General features: G+C 55.4%; 8 protein-coding genes. 7 read left to right on the forward strand and 1 reads right to left on the reverse strand.

Annotated elements, in window-relative coordinates; all coding sequences use genetic code 11:
• The first annotated feature begins 1,141 nt into the window (after nucleotides 1–1,141).
• The 4 genes from NP603_RS19510 (at nucleotide 1,142) to NP603_RS19525 (ending at nucleotide 5,341) form a co-directional block, all read left to right on the forward strand.
• Nucleotides 1,142–2,107, forward strand: coding sequence for a nuclease-related domain-containing protein (locus NP603_RS19510; protein WP_256612524.1), 966 nt, complete (start codon nucleotides 1,142–1,144; stop codon nucleotides 2,105–2,107).
• A gap of 588 nt (nucleotides 2,108–2,695) precedes the next feature.
• Nucleotides 2,696–3,376: an SDR family NAD(P)-dependent oxidoreductase gene (locus NP603_RS19515; RefSeq protein ID WP_256612525.1), complete on the forward strand. Its 681-nt coding sequence runs from the start codon at nucleotides 2,696–2,698 to the stop codon at nucleotides 3,374–3,376.
• A gap of 49 nt (nucleotides 3,377–3,425) precedes the next feature.
• Complete coding sequence (locus NP603_RS19520) at nucleotides 3,426–4,685, forward strand: NAD(P)/FAD-dependent oxidoreductase (protein WP_256612526.1); 1,260 nt, start codon at nucleotides 3,426–3,428, stop codon at nucleotides 4,683–4,685.
• Nucleotides 4,686–4,924: 239 nt separating this feature from the next.
• Nucleotides 4,925–5,341, forward strand: coding sequence for a hypothetical protein (locus tag NP603_RS19525; protein ID WP_256612527.1), 417 nt, complete (start codon nucleotides 4,925–4,927; stop codon nucleotides 5,339–5,341).
• A 381-nt stretch (nucleotides 5,342–5,722) separates the two neighbouring features.
• Here NP603_RS19525 and NP603_RS19530 read toward each other — a convergent pair whose 3' ends face one another.
• Nucleotides 5,723–7,090, reverse strand: a complete 1,368-nt coding sequence (locus NP603_RS19530) for a type VI secretion system contractile sheath domain-containing protein (protein ID WP_256612528.1) — start codon at nucleotides 7,088–7,090, stop codon at nucleotides 5,723–5,725.
• Nucleotides 7,091–7,257: 167 nt separating this feature from the next.
• Here NP603_RS19530 and putA point away from each other — a divergent pair, with 167 nt between their 5' ends.
• From putA to NP603_RS19545, 3 genes are all read left to right on the forward strand, one after another.
• Nucleotides 7,258–10,362: a bifunctional proline dehydrogenase/L-glutamate gamma-semialdehyde dehydrogenase PutA gene (gene putA / locus NP603_RS19535; protein ID WP_256612529.1), complete on the forward strand. Its 3,105-nt coding sequence runs from the start codon at nucleotides 7,258–7,260 to the stop codon at nucleotides 10,360–10,362.
• 750 nt (nucleotides 10,363–11,112) lie between these two features.
• Nucleotides 11,113–14,379, forward strand: a complete 3,267-nt coding sequence (locus tag NP603_RS19540) for a bifunctional diguanylate cyclase/phosphodiesterase (RefSeq protein ID WP_256612530.1) — start codon at nucleotides 11,113–11,115, stop codon at nucleotides 14,377–14,379.
• 105 nt (nucleotides 14,380–14,484) lie between these two features.
• Nucleotides 14,485–15,666 (forward strand): hypothetical protein, encoded by a 1,182-nt coding sequence (locus tag NP603_RS19545; RefSeq protein WP_256612531.1) that lies wholly within the window; start codon nucleotides 14,485–14,487, stop codon nucleotides 15,664–15,666.

Here is a 15,666-nt window from a genome sequence, read left to right on the forward strand (position 1 = left end):
AGCTATCCACTTCCGTACCTCTATCAGACTCTTGGTTTGATACGCCTAAGCCGCTTGGGGTGTGACGAGCCGTGGGCGAAAGCATGACATTTTGTCCGAGAGCCGGATGCGGGAAATCTGCCTGTCCGGTTCGATGAGCGGGGTGTGGAAACGGGGTTAAGGCAAGGCTATTAGGACACCGTCAAACGAAAGGGACGGAAACAGCAAGCCAAACCTAATGCTACCGCGCCACATCTCGACTCTACCGGCACTTTCCTGTCACGCTGGCCTCTCGGTAAATTAGCCCAGTCCGGAATAAGCGTTAGCGTTTCCGGCGGGCATTAAATCGCCAGAAAGGCCGTGAGGCGGATTCGGAGCGGTAGCGACAATCCGCCAAAACCTCGAAACCACCCGCCGCTTTGTTGTCGCGAAAACGCTCTACGGTCCTGGACGACCAACAAGCCCGCGATACCCTGATCGCACTGTTGGCCGAATGGAGCGATACCCTGCAATTGGACCGCCTCGGCGCCTACGGCATCGCCGCAGCCGACTTCTCGCCAACGCCCGCGGCAGCAGCATACAGACTAATCCGATCGTGTTGACCGATGGGGATATTGAGCAGATTTTCCTATTGTCGCCACGCTTTCGCGGTCAAGTTACCCTTATCGTTACTTGTTCCTACGCTCCTGCGTGGGAATGCATATCAGACTCCAAAATTCGGTATGTATTCCCACAGAAGACCGTGCCTCTAGTTCTCAGATCGGCGCCCGAGGCCCCCGCGCACCTTACCAACACCGTCATTCAACCTAGAAAGAGCCGTTAAGGTATGTCGTGGATCGTTCGTGCTGAGCAACGTCAAAGCATGAGTGGCTCACAACACACTCGCCCGTTGGGTGAATGAAAAATTCCGCCCCTCTTTTGACAAGCTAGGGCGAACGGGTTTTTTTCGGCTCAACTGCTTTTTCAAATCACCGTTATCAAAGTGAGCTTTGTTTTTAGTATTCTTCATTCGTCTGAGTTGTTAGGACGGTGAATTTAAACTGCTATTAACCTAATATGTCAATAATGCATTGAATTTGGATGTTAAGACGATAATGTTTTTCTGTTAGAATATGCCTTATCATTGACCTACTTTTAGTTCAGAATAAAAAAGGCTAATAATATGATTATAAAAGAAGCTGATTCCAGGCAAGATGATTTGGATACGCTCGAAATTCTCTTGCGCCATCCGAAAGCAAAAAGCGAAACCAGGAAGCTGATTGATCGTGAAATAAAAAATATTAGGTCTGGCATTAAGGGTGAGGAAGAAGCAGCCTATGAAATGAAGATGCGCTTCAAAGATAGCAAAAATTGGTTTGTCATACACGATCTCAGAATCGAGGTTGATGGTCTGGTTGCTCAAATCGATCACTTAATCATTAATAGATTTCTGGAAATTTATGTTTGCGAAAGTAAGCGATTCTTTGAAGGGATCGTCATCAACGAGCAAATGGAATTTTCTGCTTTCTATGGCGGCAAGCCTTATGGAATTCCATCACCGATTGAGCAAAATAAAAAACATGTATTAATATTAGAAAAGTTGTTTAACTCAAAAGCAGTTAAATTACCAGAAAGACTAGGATTATCTATTAAACCAAAGTATATGGCGAATGTCTTGGTTTCTAAAAATGCCAGGATATTAAGACCTAACAAGAAAATAGATGAAATTGAAAGCATTGTAAAAACAGATCAATTTATTAGTTATATCGATAAATTAATTGATAAAGATAATAACCTGTTAACCTTGGTTAAGGTAGTGGGGTCTGATACTGTCGAGAAACTTGCCAGGGATATCGTTTCTCAGCACAAACCAATAAAATTTAACTGGCCTGCAAAGTTTGGCTTGCCTGATATCGAAGAAATAAGTAAGTCAATTCCAGTCAAGGAGAACCAAGTTAAAGAAGAGCCTTTAGAGTATAAGGCAGTTGAAAAACAAGCAGAAGAGTCTGGCGATAATCAAAAGAAAAAACTTATTTGTTATTCATGTGGGATAAAAATTCCTTATAAGGTAGGTATTTTTTGCTGGAATAATAAGAAAAAGTTTGGTGGCTACGCTTATTGTTATGACTGTCAAAAAAATGTTATTTGATTTATTAGGTTAACTCTGGATGCTGATAAGGCCGTAAGGCGGATTCGGAGCGGTAGCGACAATCCGCCAAAACCTGGACTCCCCGGCGTTTTGCTATCGCGAAAACGCCCTACGGTCCTGGACGACCAACAAGCTCGCTATGCCCTGATCGCACTGTTGGCCGAATGGAGCGATACCCTACAATTGAACCGCCGCGGCGCCTAAGGCATCGCCGCAGCCGACTTCTCCCACATCGTCGCCAACCGCGGCGGCGGCATGCAGACTAATCCGATCGTGTTGACCAATGGGGAGATCGAGCAGATTTTGGCGCGGCGGGTTTGACTCGGCTGACGTTGGCAGGCGTCGGTAGTCGAGGTTTGCAAACCCAGCGCACATGGCCAACGGGTTTGGGTCCGAACCCGCCTCCGGCTTTGCGGCGCTGACCGCTGGTCATGATTTTTTTGATTGAATTGACTAAGCGAATCGCCGCGGTAGCCTTCCGTGCATGGGGACTAGCGATCCAAAAACTCAGTCTGTCACAGCGCATACAACAACAAATCGCTAGTACCCCACCTCCACGAAAATTAACGCTTCAATCGAGGGGTGGCAATGCGTAGAGTTCTGATTGTAGGGTCCAGCAGCGGTATCGGCGCCGCTATTGCACGGTTGGGGAAGGCGGATTTCGAGGTTCATTCGTTATCGCGCGCCGAAACGGTTACGGATGTTTGCGCGCATTACCGTTGCGATGTTGCGAGCGATCCACTCCCCGATATCGACGGTCCAATGAACGGCTTGGTTTATTGTCCAGGCAGCATCAACCTGAAACCTTTTGCCCGCATCCAACCCGACGAGTTTGTCGCCGATTTGCAACTCAATCTGATCGGGGCGGTGCGTTGTCTGCAGCGGTATCAGGCAAATCTGCAAGCGGCCGAGGCGGCGTCGGTGGTGTTGTTCAGTTCCGTGGCCGTACAAACCGGTTTTCCTTTCCATACTTCGGTGTCGGCGGCCAAAGGCGCCGTTGAAGGGCTGACTCGGGCGTTGGCGGCGGAATGGGCGCCGAAAATTAGAGTCAACGCTATAGCGCCCTCACTGACCGACACGCCGTTGGCCGCCAATTTACTCAAAGAAGACGCCAAGAGGCACGCCGCGGCAGGTCGCCATCCCCTGAAACGTCTGGGCGAGGCGGAGGACATTGCGCAAATGGCTTTGTTTTTGTTGTCGGATAAGGCGCGCTGGATCACCGGGCAAATCCAGCATGTCGACGGCGGCATTTCCGCCATAAAATCGTGATAATCACCGCAGGACTGTCTATGAATCTGCCGATCAAGCGGGAGGCATCATGAACAAGTCTTATCACACCGTCGTCATCGGCGGCGGTTGCCTCGGTGCAGCCTGTGCCTTTTCGGTTCAGCGTCGATTGGGCAACAAAGGCGGTAAGGTCGCTATCGTCGAGAAGAAAGTGTTGGGCGCCGGCCTCAGTTCGCGCCACAGCGCGATAGTTCGTTCCGCCAATGCCTCGCCGATGGCGGCGCGGATGGCCAAGATGGCTACCCAATACTGGAAGAATCTCAGACCGCTTTGGGGCGTGAGTATCCCGTACGAGCAGCCCGGCGCCATCTGGATTGCGGAAAACGCCGGTGGCAGCGGCGGCGAAAATTGGGCCGAGCTGGAGCGGTTGCTGCAAGGGGAGGGCATAGACTTTGCGATGATTTCTCATCGCGACGTGATGGCAATGAGCCGGCAAGCGCTAAAAACCTCGCCGGACGAGATTTACTACCACGAGCCAGACGTGTTGCAGTTGGATTCTCCGCAGATATTGAATGCGATGCAGACCGCGGCGAAAAAAAATCGCATCGACGTCCTGGAGCATTGCACCGTCATCGATTTTGAGGTTTCGGGCCAAGGTATCTGTGCCCTACATACCAGTCAAGGCAGATTTTTTGCGGAACACGTGATCAATGCCGCCGGTGCCTGGAGCGCGGAATTGTTTGCCGGACTCGGCTTGCAGATTCCGGTGGCGTTGGAACCGGTCTATGCGGCCAACTTTCTGGTCAGTGCCGATGATATTCCCGACGGCATGCCAATCATCGCAGATTATGTCAATCAAGCTTACTTTCGCCGTTGGCGCGGCAGCATTTTGCACATGCATCAACCGCGCAGCCGCAAGCCCAAGGATATTGCCCGCTCCTTCAGCCGAACGGCAATGAATCCCGAGGGTACCAACGTGATTTACGACGCGTTGAGTTTTAATGTTTCCCATCAGCAACTCGACAATTATCTTGGCAGAGTGATCGATCGTTTCCCTGCGATCGGTAAACCGGTCTATGCCGGCGGCTATCATTCGTTTTTCGATATCACTCCCGATTTGAAATTCATTCTGGGCTCAGATTCCCGATTCAATAACCTGTATCACTGCCTGGGTGCCGGCCAGGCCTTGAAATATGCGCCTATTTTCGGAGAGATCATTGCCGACTTGATTACCGAAGGTCGTATAAGCTCGAATTCGGTCGATATTGAAGAGTTTTCGGTGGCTAGGTTTTCCGGTAATGATCTGACCCGCTATTGGTGTAACGATGCTCTGAAGCAAAATGGCTTGTGATAATTGGTTTTTGTTAATCAAGTTTTTAAGCTTGAAAGCTTCTTTGCGCCGATATTATTTGATGTGTACGAAGAGGTAATAATGCGGTTGAAGATACTCGACAAATTTTATTTTCATGGAACATTAAGCGCGTCAATCAGAACGAAAAAGCCTGAGTATTTCACGGCTTTTCAACGAAAATATGACGTTATTATTTAATTGCGTTTTCCATCAAAATTAAAATACTCCGGGAGTTGTCCATGAAAACATCGATTACCCATTACCGACTGATCAAATTGGCGGCCGCTGTTGGTTTCATAACACTATCTTTTAATCCGATAACCGCCCAGGCTACCGACCACGAGACTGAATGCTTCAACTCGGTTCAAGGCAAAATACCTTGGAATGACGAGAAGAATATGAATTGGGAGCCCAAAAACATCAAACAACTTTGCGCCGGGACTACCAAGCCGGCCGAGCCCGGTGCCTGCTATCTGAGTGTGCTGGACGGCAGAGTAAACTGGGGTAAAGGTATCAGTTGGGATTGGCAAAATATCATCAATCTCTGTGCCGGTACCAATAATGCAAAAAACACAGTCGATTGTTTTGAAAAAGCGGTAGGAAAGGGTTTGGACTGGCGAGACGCAATATTATTTTGTCAGCGAGCTGAAAAGTAATTACCGGTTTACCGGATGCTTATTTTGATGCAATTGGCATAATGTCTGTCGGCGGCGTCTTTTTGGCCTTGGACAGACTTTCCGCCTGCAATGCAACCAGACAGTAGGAGGTTTTTGGAAATTAAATCACAATTCTTCCGGGCGGGACGATCTTTGAAATCATCCCGCCCAACAATTGAGGCACGATTGGTTTTGGCAGGAACATCGATTCCGGTTTTAGATGGCTTAACTATTTTTCGTCGGCTTGTCTATGCGGAAAATTTCTTTAATTCGGTTCAAGGCAAATGACTGCTAACTTAACAAGGTTGAATAAATAAGTTGAAACGGGATTTTCCAGAAACCTGTACTAGAAACACGTAATGGAATCAGCCGTGGCGCAGATCAAACCAGCGCCGCCGCATCCAGCAATTTAACCCCTCGCCGTTGCCGGAAACTGACGACCGGCATTACGCCGTGGTCCCATAAACGGCGGGCCTGCATTTCGTTCAGAACTGATTCGGTCGCGGCTTGTAAAACGCTTTCCCCGTCCAACGGATAACTGAATGCCGGCACGTCGCCGAAAAAGCCGGTGTTTTCGTCGACGGCTTGCTCGGCTCTGACCAGGAAGCGGACGGCGAGAAAGGCCGGGTTGCTCCAGAGCAGTTCCGCCGGATCGGGCGGAAGCCCGCATTCTTCGAAATCCAGGCTTTGCAGCGGATCGCGCTTGGCGCCGTAGGGCAGGCGTTGCAATACGCCGGGATAGGCCAGAATCAGACGCTCGCCGCCCAGGTCGGCACAGATGCCGGACCATTGTTGGCTGGTTACCGAGGCGGGGTCGAGCAGTTTTCCGGCTAGTTCGTGGCCGGCGGCCGCCAGAAAACGGCCATTGCAAGCGGCCGCTAATGTACTGCAATAGTGCAGGGTGGGGCGGTCTTGTTCGTCGGCGTTGAAGGTGTAATTGCTCAGCATCAGCACTTGGGGATCGCCGTCGGAGCTGCGCAAATGCGTCTCCAGTTTTAGTTTCAGGCTGTCCGGTTCGGTTTGCGCGGCCTGAGCCAATTCCTGTTGACTGACGTCCAGCAAAAACCATTGCTGCGCGTCGGCGCCTTCCTCGTTCAGCAGATCGCGCAGGGCCAACCACAACGCTTCCAACTCTTGAAAGTCCGGACTGTGCAGCAGCGTAGCGATAAATTGCGAGATCGTTGCGTCTACCGCAGCCGCCAGGGCCTGGTGCTCGGCGCTGACCGACTTAGCTACGTGCGGAGCGACGATGCCGCGTATCATTTCTGCCACCGAGTCGGTTGCGGGCGTCGCCGCTTCCGGCCGTTTGCCGAGCAGGCGTTCCAACATGTCTTCCTGGCTCTCGCCGCCGGTTTCGGCCGCGGTCGGCGCCGGCTCGGCCGCCGGGAAGAAGGCGCGGATTTTGGCTGCGGCCTGTTCGGCGCTACCCGGGTCATTCAACTCCCGCTTCAAGCGTTGCAGGTCGGCCAACAACCTGATATTGCCGATCCAGGCGTCCGGGTGAAAATCTTCCAGGGTTTCGAATTTCAGGGCGGAAGCCGGACCGAGCGCGATGCTCGGCGCAATTTGCTGCATCACCCGATCGAAATTGTCGACGTCGATTTTTCGAATCGGCCGTTGTTGCCAGGGCAGGTCGCAGCGGCCGGAAAAATTGGCCAACACATATACCCGGTATCCTTCGCCGCCGGGGGCCTTGCGCGGCGCACCGCGGTTGTGAAAGCCCATCGTGAAATCGATTCCGCCGGCCATATCGTCTCCTGGTCAAATAATGATTGTCGGGCAAAAGTAGCAGACCGGCCTCGATCCAACAAGCCGCGGACGACAGCCATGGCGGATTGGCCGATTGACAACGAATGCCCGGCCGGAGTGTCATAGCCCAGAGATTTCGATTTGATCGGGCAACTGCGGAGGGGGCGATGCCGGCGGAACACGAACTGGAAGGACTGAGAGCGCGGATTCGCCAGGCCTATACTCGGCCGGAAGCCGAGGCGGTGGCGGCGTTGCGCGCGGGTTTGGCCGATTACGGCCCGCAGCAGGCCGCGGCCCGGGCCGAAGGTTTGATTGAAACGATTCGCGGGCGACGCAGCGGTGCCGATTTGTTTCAGGGTTTTCTGCAGGAATACGGCCTGAACAGCGCTGAGGGCCTGCAGTTGATGGGCTTGGCCGAAGCGCTGCTGCGCATCCCCGATCCGGCCACGCAAAACCGGTTTTTGCAGGACAAGTTGGCTGGAGGAGATTGGTTTCGCCACCTGGGACATAGCGAGTCCTGGTTGATCAATCTCGCCAGCGGCGCATTGGCGGTCGGTGGCGGCATAGAGCGTTTGGTGCGGCGCGCCGATGCCGACCTGTTCGGGGCGTTGCTGGAACGGCTGGGCGAACCACTGATTCGCAACGCGGTGAGCCAGGCCATGCGCATCCTGGCCGAGCAATTCGTGATCGCCGAGGACCTCGGCAAAGCGCTGGAGCGAGCGCGGCGCTGTCCGCAATACCGCTATTCGTTCGACATGCTCGGCGAGGCGGCGCTGACCGCCGAGGATGCCGAGCGCTATTACGCCGCATACGCTGCGGCCATAGCCGGTTTGGCCGATACCGCCGATGGCAGGCTGTTCGAAAATCCGGGTATCTCGGTGAAATTATCGGCCCTGTATCCGCGTTACGAGGTATTGCAACAGCGGCACGCGGTGGCCGCGATCGGCGAAAAATTGTTGTGTCTAGCCAAGCAAGCGAAGGTCGCCAATATCAATCTGACGGTCGATGCCGAGGAAGCCGAGCGTCTGGAAATGTCGCTGGACATTTTCGCGGCGGTGTTCGCCGATCCGACATTGGCGGATTGGCCGGGCTTGGGTTTGGCGGTACAAGCCTACCAAAAACGGGCGCTGACCGTGATCGATTGGCTGGCGGCGTTGGCGCAAAGCGGCGGGCGCAGGATTCCGATCCGCCTGGTCAAAGGGGCTTATTGGGACAGCGAAATCAAACGTGCCCAGGAGCAAGGTTGGGAAAGTTACCCGGTGTTTACCCGCAAAGCCGCGACCGATTTGTCGTATCTGGCCTGCGCCCAGGCCATTCTGGCGCGCCCGGACTGTTTTTACGGCCAGTTCGCGACCCATAACGCCCACAGCGTGCTCGCCATTCAAGCGATGGCCGGCCCAGGTCATGCCGGTTACGAGTTTCAACGTCTGCACGGCATGGGCCAGGCGCTATACGACACCTTGCTCGAATCGGGCGAATCCGAGTTGGTCTGCAGGGTTTACGCCCCGGTCGGCGCCCACCGCGAACTGTTGCCATATCTAGTCCGGCGCTTGCTGGAGAACGGCGCCAACAGTTCCTTCGTCAATCAAATCGAAAATCCGCAGATTGCCGCCGGACAACTGGCGCAAGACCCGGCAGAGCAACTTGCCGCGGCGGCGCATGCGGAATTGGCGCCGCCACCGGAATTGTTCTCGCCGCAGCGCAGAAATTCGGCCGGTATCAATTTGAGCGATCCAGCCGTGTTGCGCCATCTGCGCCGAGAATTGGACGAATACGCCGGCAAATTCTGGCAGGCGTCGCCGCTGGTCGATGGCAAGCGCTTGCGCGGCGAAGGCCGGACCGTTTACAGCCCGTATGATCGAGGGGCGGCGGTCGGCCAAGTGTTGGCAAGCGGCGAGGCCGAGATCGATGTCGCCCTGCAAGCTGCCGAACGCGCGTGTGCGGCGTGGTGCCAGCAACCGGTCGTGAAGCGCGCCGCCTGCCTGCAAACGGCGGCCGATTTGTTCGAACGTAACCGAAGCGAATTGCTGGCGTTGTGCATTCGCGAGGGCGGCCGCACCTTGAGCGATGCTTTAGCCGAATTGCGCGAGGCGGTGGATTTGTGCCGCTATTATGCCGCCAACGCGCTGGCTTTGTTCGGCCGGCCGCAAGCATTGCCCGGACCGACCGGCGAGGACAACCGGCTCGGTTACCGCGGCCGCGGCGTGTTCGTTTGCATCAGTCCGTGGAATTTTCCGTTGGCGATTTTCGTCGGCCAGATTGCGGCGGCCTTGCTCGCCGGCAATAGCGTGATCGCCAAGCCGGCCGAGCAAACCGCGTTGACCGCCATGGTCGCGGTCAGGCTGTTGCATCGGGCCGGCGTGCCGAAGCCGGCATTGCAATTGTTGCCGGGCGACGGCGCACGCATCGGCCAGCGTTTGTTGAGCGACCCGCGCGTGGCCGGCGTGGCCTTTACCGGCTCGGTAGAAACCGCCAGTCTGATCAACCGCCAATTGAGCCTGCGCTCCGGGTCGATTGCTACTTTGATCGCCGAAACCGGCGGTCTGAATGCGATGCTGGCCGACAGTTCCGCGCACACGGAACAACTGGTGCGCGATGCGCTGCAATCGGCCTTCAATAGTGCCGGCCAACGCTGTTCCGCGTTGCGGGTGTTGTTCTTGCCGGAGGAGACTTGCGATGCCGTGATCGAGCGTCTGATAGGAGCGATGCGCCTTTTGCGGCTTGGTTCGCCGTGCGATTTCGAGACCGATGTCGGTCCGATCATCGATGATGCTGCGTTAGCTGCATTGCACGCCCATCTGCAGCGCATGGCGCAAGTCGGCAGGGTGCTGTTTCAAACGCCGCTGCCGCCAGTCTGCGCCGCCGGTAGTTTCTTTCCGCCGAGTTTGGTGCGGATTCCCGGTCTGCAGGTACTGGACGGCGAGGTGTTCGGGCCGATCTTGCATGTGGTCAGCTACCGCGCCGGCGAACTGGCCCAAGTGGTCGAGGCGATCAATGCCACGGGTTACGGCCTGACCCTGGGATTACACACCCGGCTGGAATCGACGATGCAGTACGTGGCGAACCATGCCAGGGTCGGTAATCTGTACGTCAACCGCAATATGATCGGGGCGGTGGTCGGTGTGCAACCTTTCGGCGGCATGGGGCTGTCCGGCACCGGTCCGAAAGCGGGCGGGCCGAATTATTTGTCGCGGTTCGCGGTCGAGCAAACCGTCAGCATCAATACCGCCGCGATCGGCGGCAACCCCGCCTTGTTGCAGAGCCTCGGCTGATGCGGTTTGGTTGAAACCGCAATATTGATCTAGCATTGTGGCTTCTTTGTATCCGTTTTCCTTGCGCCAGCCGGCAAGCTGCTTCAGCTTCGACCCGTTCAACCCGATCGTTAGTAATCGAGTAGTACTATTCGGGGGAGCCGAGGCCTACTTCGCTTTGCCCAGGCACGATAGCGTTTAAAATCTGCGGACAGCGCTAGTCGCGGTGGAATTCAGTGGTATATTTGTAGGACCATTCTTACATTTTTCAAATGGCTAACACTGAAATGAAACTGACCGATCCGCGACCAGATGCCAACGGCCAGGATGGAATGCGTGCGTTTCTGCGCAACGTCATTGCGCAACAAGCCGACTTAGACTGGTGTGCTTCATTGGCGGGATTCGTGCGATCTGGCTGTCCGTTAGCCCGGTACCGGCTTGTGCCGCAGTTACCGTATCGGGTTTGCGCCTTCTTGGAGCGTTGCCTTGCCGCATTTTCCAATAACCGGCCTGACGCTTCGAATCATGTGTCCGGAACCAAAAGTTACCGATTACAAGCCGGCTTACGCCACTTTACGACCGGCCCGGCCGCACTGGAAACGGCGGCGGCCGAAGCCCGTTTCTATTTCGGGTATGGCACGGCTAACGCAAATATTGGCCGTGGGCATATCGATTTTGCCGAATCGATTGCCGCCAAACGGATTTTCGCGTTGTTTCAACAACAGTTCGATCGGGCGGTAATAGTAAGATTTGTGGGCTGGAGCGGCGGCCTTGACTAGCATTTCTCGCGAGCAGTTGGAGCAGGCGTTGCAAAAATGCGAGTCGGAGCCTATCCACCAAATCGGCCAAATCCAACCGCACGGGGCGTTGTTGGTTGTCGGTCTCGACTCGGAAATGCAGATCGTCCAAGTCAGCGCCAATTTGGATCGGTTTTTCGCGCGTTCTGCCGAACAAATACTGGGCCTGCCATTCGCCGAATTGTGCGGTGACAGGGCAGCCGAGCAATTGCTGGCGTTGGCCGATTCCGTCCGGGCCCGGAATACCGCCAGCGGCAAGCTGAACGTTGTCGTGGCCGGTTCGCCGATGGAGTTGGAGGCGCATGTCTATCCATGCAACGGCGGCCTCGCCGTCGAATTGATGGCCGAATCGGGGGAACGGCAAGAAGCGCTTTTGGCCGAGCTGTTACTGCAGATGCAGCATGCCTTGCTGCAAGCCGATAACGACTGCGAATACCAGCGGTATTTTGACCAGGTGGCTATATTGGTACGTACCCTGTGCGGATACGATAGCGTGATGATTTACCGCTTCGATTCGGAGTGGAACGGCGAGGTGATAAGCCAAAGCAGAATCGAAGCGGCGCCTTCCTATCTGGGGTTGCACTTTCCGGCCAGCGACATTCCTGCCCAGGCGCGCCGTCTGTATACTTTAAATTTGGTGCGCGTCGTCGCGGATATCGAGGCCGATCCGGTGCCGTTGTTGCCCGCCCTGAACCCCTTGGCCGGCGAACCTCTGGATATGACCTATTCGGCTTTGCGTTGCCTGTCGCCGATCCATATCCAATATTTGCGCAATATCGGCGTGAGCGCCTCCATGGTGGTATCGATCATGCAGAACGGCCGGCTTTGGGGCTTGATTGCCTGTCATCACCATGCGCCGAAACGGGTGTCGCTTGCCGAACGCGAGGCCGCGGTGTTCATCAGCCGCATGACCTCGGCGAAGCTTGCGGCCATCGAAGCCGTAGAACAGCACAACCACGTCACCAGCGCCAACCATTTGATCGGCGAATTGCTGAACTACATTTTTACCAGCCAGGAAGAAACGATTTTGCAACGTTTGTTGCCGGAGTTGATGCACTTGCTGCATGCTAACGGCGTGCTCGCTTTGGTAGACGGCCGGCGCCACAGCCATGGCCTGGTCCCTAATCCGGCGCAAATGGACGGCCTGCTGCAATGGCTGGCCGGCAAGGCATTTAACCACTCGTTCAGTTGCGACCATCTGGCGAAACATTTTGCCCCGGCGGCGGATTACCAGGACATTGCTTCCGGGTTACTTTGTACCCCGCTGGCCGCAGACGTCAACAACGGTATCGTCTGGTTCAGGGCGGAAAAACCGCGCACCGTGAAATGGGCCGGACAGGCCGAGAAAGGCCTGGTGGCGGACGAAGCCGGCGGCTATCGGCTGACGCCGCGCAAGTCGTTTGAAGTTTGGAGCGAATTATGGCGCGGCCGCAGCGCACCGTGGACCCATGTCGAGTTGGGTATGGCCAATATGTTGGCCGTGACGCTGCCGGAAGGTTTGGCGCAAAAAAGCCGGCTGGATCAGGCCTTGAAGGCGCAAAGTCTGTTGGATGCCGAATTGCGGATTGCCGCGACGGCGTTCGAATCGCAGGAAGGTATTTTGGTGCTGGATTCTGCGCACAACATTCTGCGGGTCAATCGGGCTTTTTCCCGGATTACTGGTTACCCGGCCGAGCTCGTGGTCGGTAAGGATCCGCGCGAGTTGAAGTTGGATATGCAGCACATTACCAATTATGCCGAGATGTGGGATGCGGTCGATGCCGGTGGTGCCTGGGAAGGCGAAACGCTGATTCAGGCCATCGACGGCCGCCTTTTTCCGGTTCATCTAGCCATTTCTGCCGTCACGGACCAGGACGGCAAGCTGAAAAATTACGTTGCCAGCTTTATCGACATTAGCTTGTTGAAGGCGGCAGCCGAAGAAATCGAGCGCCTGGCGTTTTACGACGCCTTGACCGGTCTACCCAACCGGCGGCTATTGCAAGACCGCTTGAAACACGCATTGGCAATCAGCGCCCGCAGCGGTCGCCCGGGCGCTCTACTGTTCATCGACCTCGATAACTTCAAGATGTTGAACGACACGCTGGGCCACGATATGGGCGATTTGTTGCTGCAACAGGTCGCCCGCCGGCTATCGGCCTGCGTGCGCGAGGGAGACACCGTGGCCCGTCTCGGTGGGGACGAATTCGTCGTGATGTTGACCGAATTGGGCGAAGAGAAGCATGATGCCCTGGCGCAAACCGAGATCGTTGCCAACAAGATTCTGGCGACGCTGACCAGTCCCTATTTGTTGAAAGAACATGAATACAGGAACTCGCCCAGCGTCGGCGCGGTATTGTTCCGCGACCACGAGTTCGATATCGAGGCCTTGTTGAAACAGGCCGACATCGCCATGTATCAGGCCAAGAAGGCCGGCAAAAACACGGTGCGTTTTTTTGATCCGCAAATGCAGGCTAACATCAACGCCCGGATGAAATTGGAAGCCGACTTGCATCGGGCCTTGGCCGAGAACCGTTTTTTACTGCACTACCAGCCCCAAGTCGGGAAAAATCGGGTGGTATTCGGCGCCGAGGTATTGATTCGTTGCCTGCATCCCGAGTCAGGTTTGATTCCGCCGAAGGATTTCATCGCGTTGGCGGAAGAAATCGGCTTGATCTCGCAGATCGGCCAATGGGTACTGGAAACCGCGTGCCGGCAGTTAAAACAATGGGAAGCCGACCCGAAGACCCGGCATTTGCAATTAGCCGTGAATGTGAGTCCAAGGCAATTTCGCCAAGCCGATTTCGTCGATAGCGTGGTGCAAATCTTGCGGGAAATCGCAATCGAGCCCAGCCGTTTGAAGTTGGAACTCACCGAAAGCCTGGTCTTGGACGATATCGAGGACACCATCGTCAAAATGCACGCGCTGCGCGGTTTTGGCGTGCATTTCTCGATGGACGATTTCGGTACCGGCAATTCGTCATTGTCCAATTTGCGCAAACTGCCGATTGCCCAACTGAAGATCGATCAAAGTTTTGTCAGGGATATTCTGGACGATCCCGACGATACCGTGATCGTGCAGACCATTATCGCGATGGCGAAAAACCTGGGGATGGAAGTCATCGCCGAGGGCGTCGAGACCGGCGCGCAGCGCGCCTTTCTGGAGCAGCACGGATGCGATGCGTTTCAAGGTTATTTGTTCGGTAAGCCGATGCCGATCGCCGATTTCGAGGCCCTGTTGCGCGGCGGTCTGCCGCAGGTCTGAGCAGACGGCGAGCCTGTGCCGGGTGGCGGATAGCGGACAAATTGCGATCTAGCAACTATGCTTACCCGACTTTATTAACCCTCGCCAGCCATGCCGCCGCCGTCTTTGAATAAAAAACTGACCGTCACCTATCGCTTTTGGAAAAAGTTGTTGGTTTTGTGTTTGGGCTTGCCGCTGGCTCTTCTGCTGGTTTGGGTCGGTTTGAGCAGCAACTTCTATTTGCTGGAAGTGTGTCTGGTGCTGTTCGGCGCCTACGTTTTTCGACAGTTTGCCGAGACTGTTAGCACTGGCGCGGTTACGTTCTATCCGGACAAAATCGTCAAGAACGGCTGGTTCGGTGCAACCGCAATTCCGACCCACGCCCTGGCCGTAAAAATTAACAAACAAGATGGCGTCGAATCTCTACAGTTTTTTCACGGCACCGACAAAAATAGCCGAGAGTCTATTCCCGTGGCGGGCTGGTTTCTGTCGGAAGAGCACCGACTATGGTTGGATTCCTACCGCCGCAATATTTATCGGATCGGCGATTTTATGCGGGCGCCGAGCAGCAACAGTGCCGCCTGCGTCGAATTCGAAAAGGCGGTGGCGAGTTTTCGTTTCATTACCATCCTGACGATCTTGTACCTGTTGGTCTACGTCGTCTGCGCCACTTACCTGTACTGGCATTATCCGGTCTTCAACGGTTATGCGCCGGCGGTGTTGGTTTGGCCGATTCGAGTATTGTTCGTCGTGGCAGCGTTGGCCGCGTACCCGCTGTTGCGTCTGCAAGCTCGGCTGCCGTTGGCCGAGCGCAATTACAACCAGCGCGTGCAACGCGGCCAAGGCCAGGCCTTACGCTCGGCCTTGCTGGCGAATGCCGTGGCTTGGTTGGGTCTGCCGCTGTTTCTGTTATCCGGCAACAAACTGGATTTTTACATGCTGTTGTTGGCCGGCGGCGTTTACCATCGCGATTTCTATCCGCGGCTGTCGGATTGGGAACAGTTGTTACAAGTCGCGCCGGCAACCCCGGCCGCTGTGCCGATTCCGCGCCGCTCGCTGCAGGTCTCGCTGGCTTTGCTCGGCAGCCTGTCCTTGGCCGGTTACGCCGGCCAGCCCGGCGATTTTAAAATTCGGCAGGATTGCACCGACGCCAACGGCAATCCGGTCGAATGCGACAACAGCCATAGCGGCGGCCACGGCGGCGGTTCGGGTTCTAGTTACCGCGGCGGCAGCGACGACGGCCATAGCGGCACCCGCCGCGGCGGTTTCGGCTCGTTCGGCGGTTCGCACGGCTTTTTCGGCGGCTGA

Origin of the sequence: Methylomonas aurea (assembly GCF_024505045.1) — a bacterium.
Lineage (GTDB): Bacteria > Pseudomonadota > Gammaproteobacteria > Methylococcales > Methylomonadaceae > Methylomonas > Methylomonas aurea.

Bases quoted from the DNA above. Each gene is read 5' to 3' on its own strand.
- NP603_RS19510 (WP_256612524.1), top strand. From the start codon at position 1,142: ATGATTATAAAAGAAGCTGATTCCAGGCAAGATGATTTGGATACGCTC.
- NP603_RS19520 (WP_256612526.1), top strand. From the start codon at position 3,426: ATGAACAAGTCTTATCACACCGTCGTCATCGGCGGCGGTTGCCTCGGT.
- NP603_RS19525 (WP_256612527.1), top strand. From the start codon at position 4,925: ATGAAAACATCGATTACCCATTACCGACTGATCAAATTGGCGGCCGCT.
- putA (WP_256612529.1), top strand. From the start codon at position 7,258: ATGCCGGCGGAACACGAACTGGAAGGACTGAGAGCGCGGATTCGCCAG.
- NP603_RS19530 (WP_256612528.1), bottom strand. From the start codon at position 7,090: ATGGCCGGCGGAATCGATTTCACGATGGGCTTTCACAACCGCGGTGCG.
- NP603_RS19515 (WP_256612525.1), top strand. From the start codon at position 2,696: ATGCGTAGAGTTCTGATTGTAGGGTCCAGCAGCGGTATCGGCGCCGCT.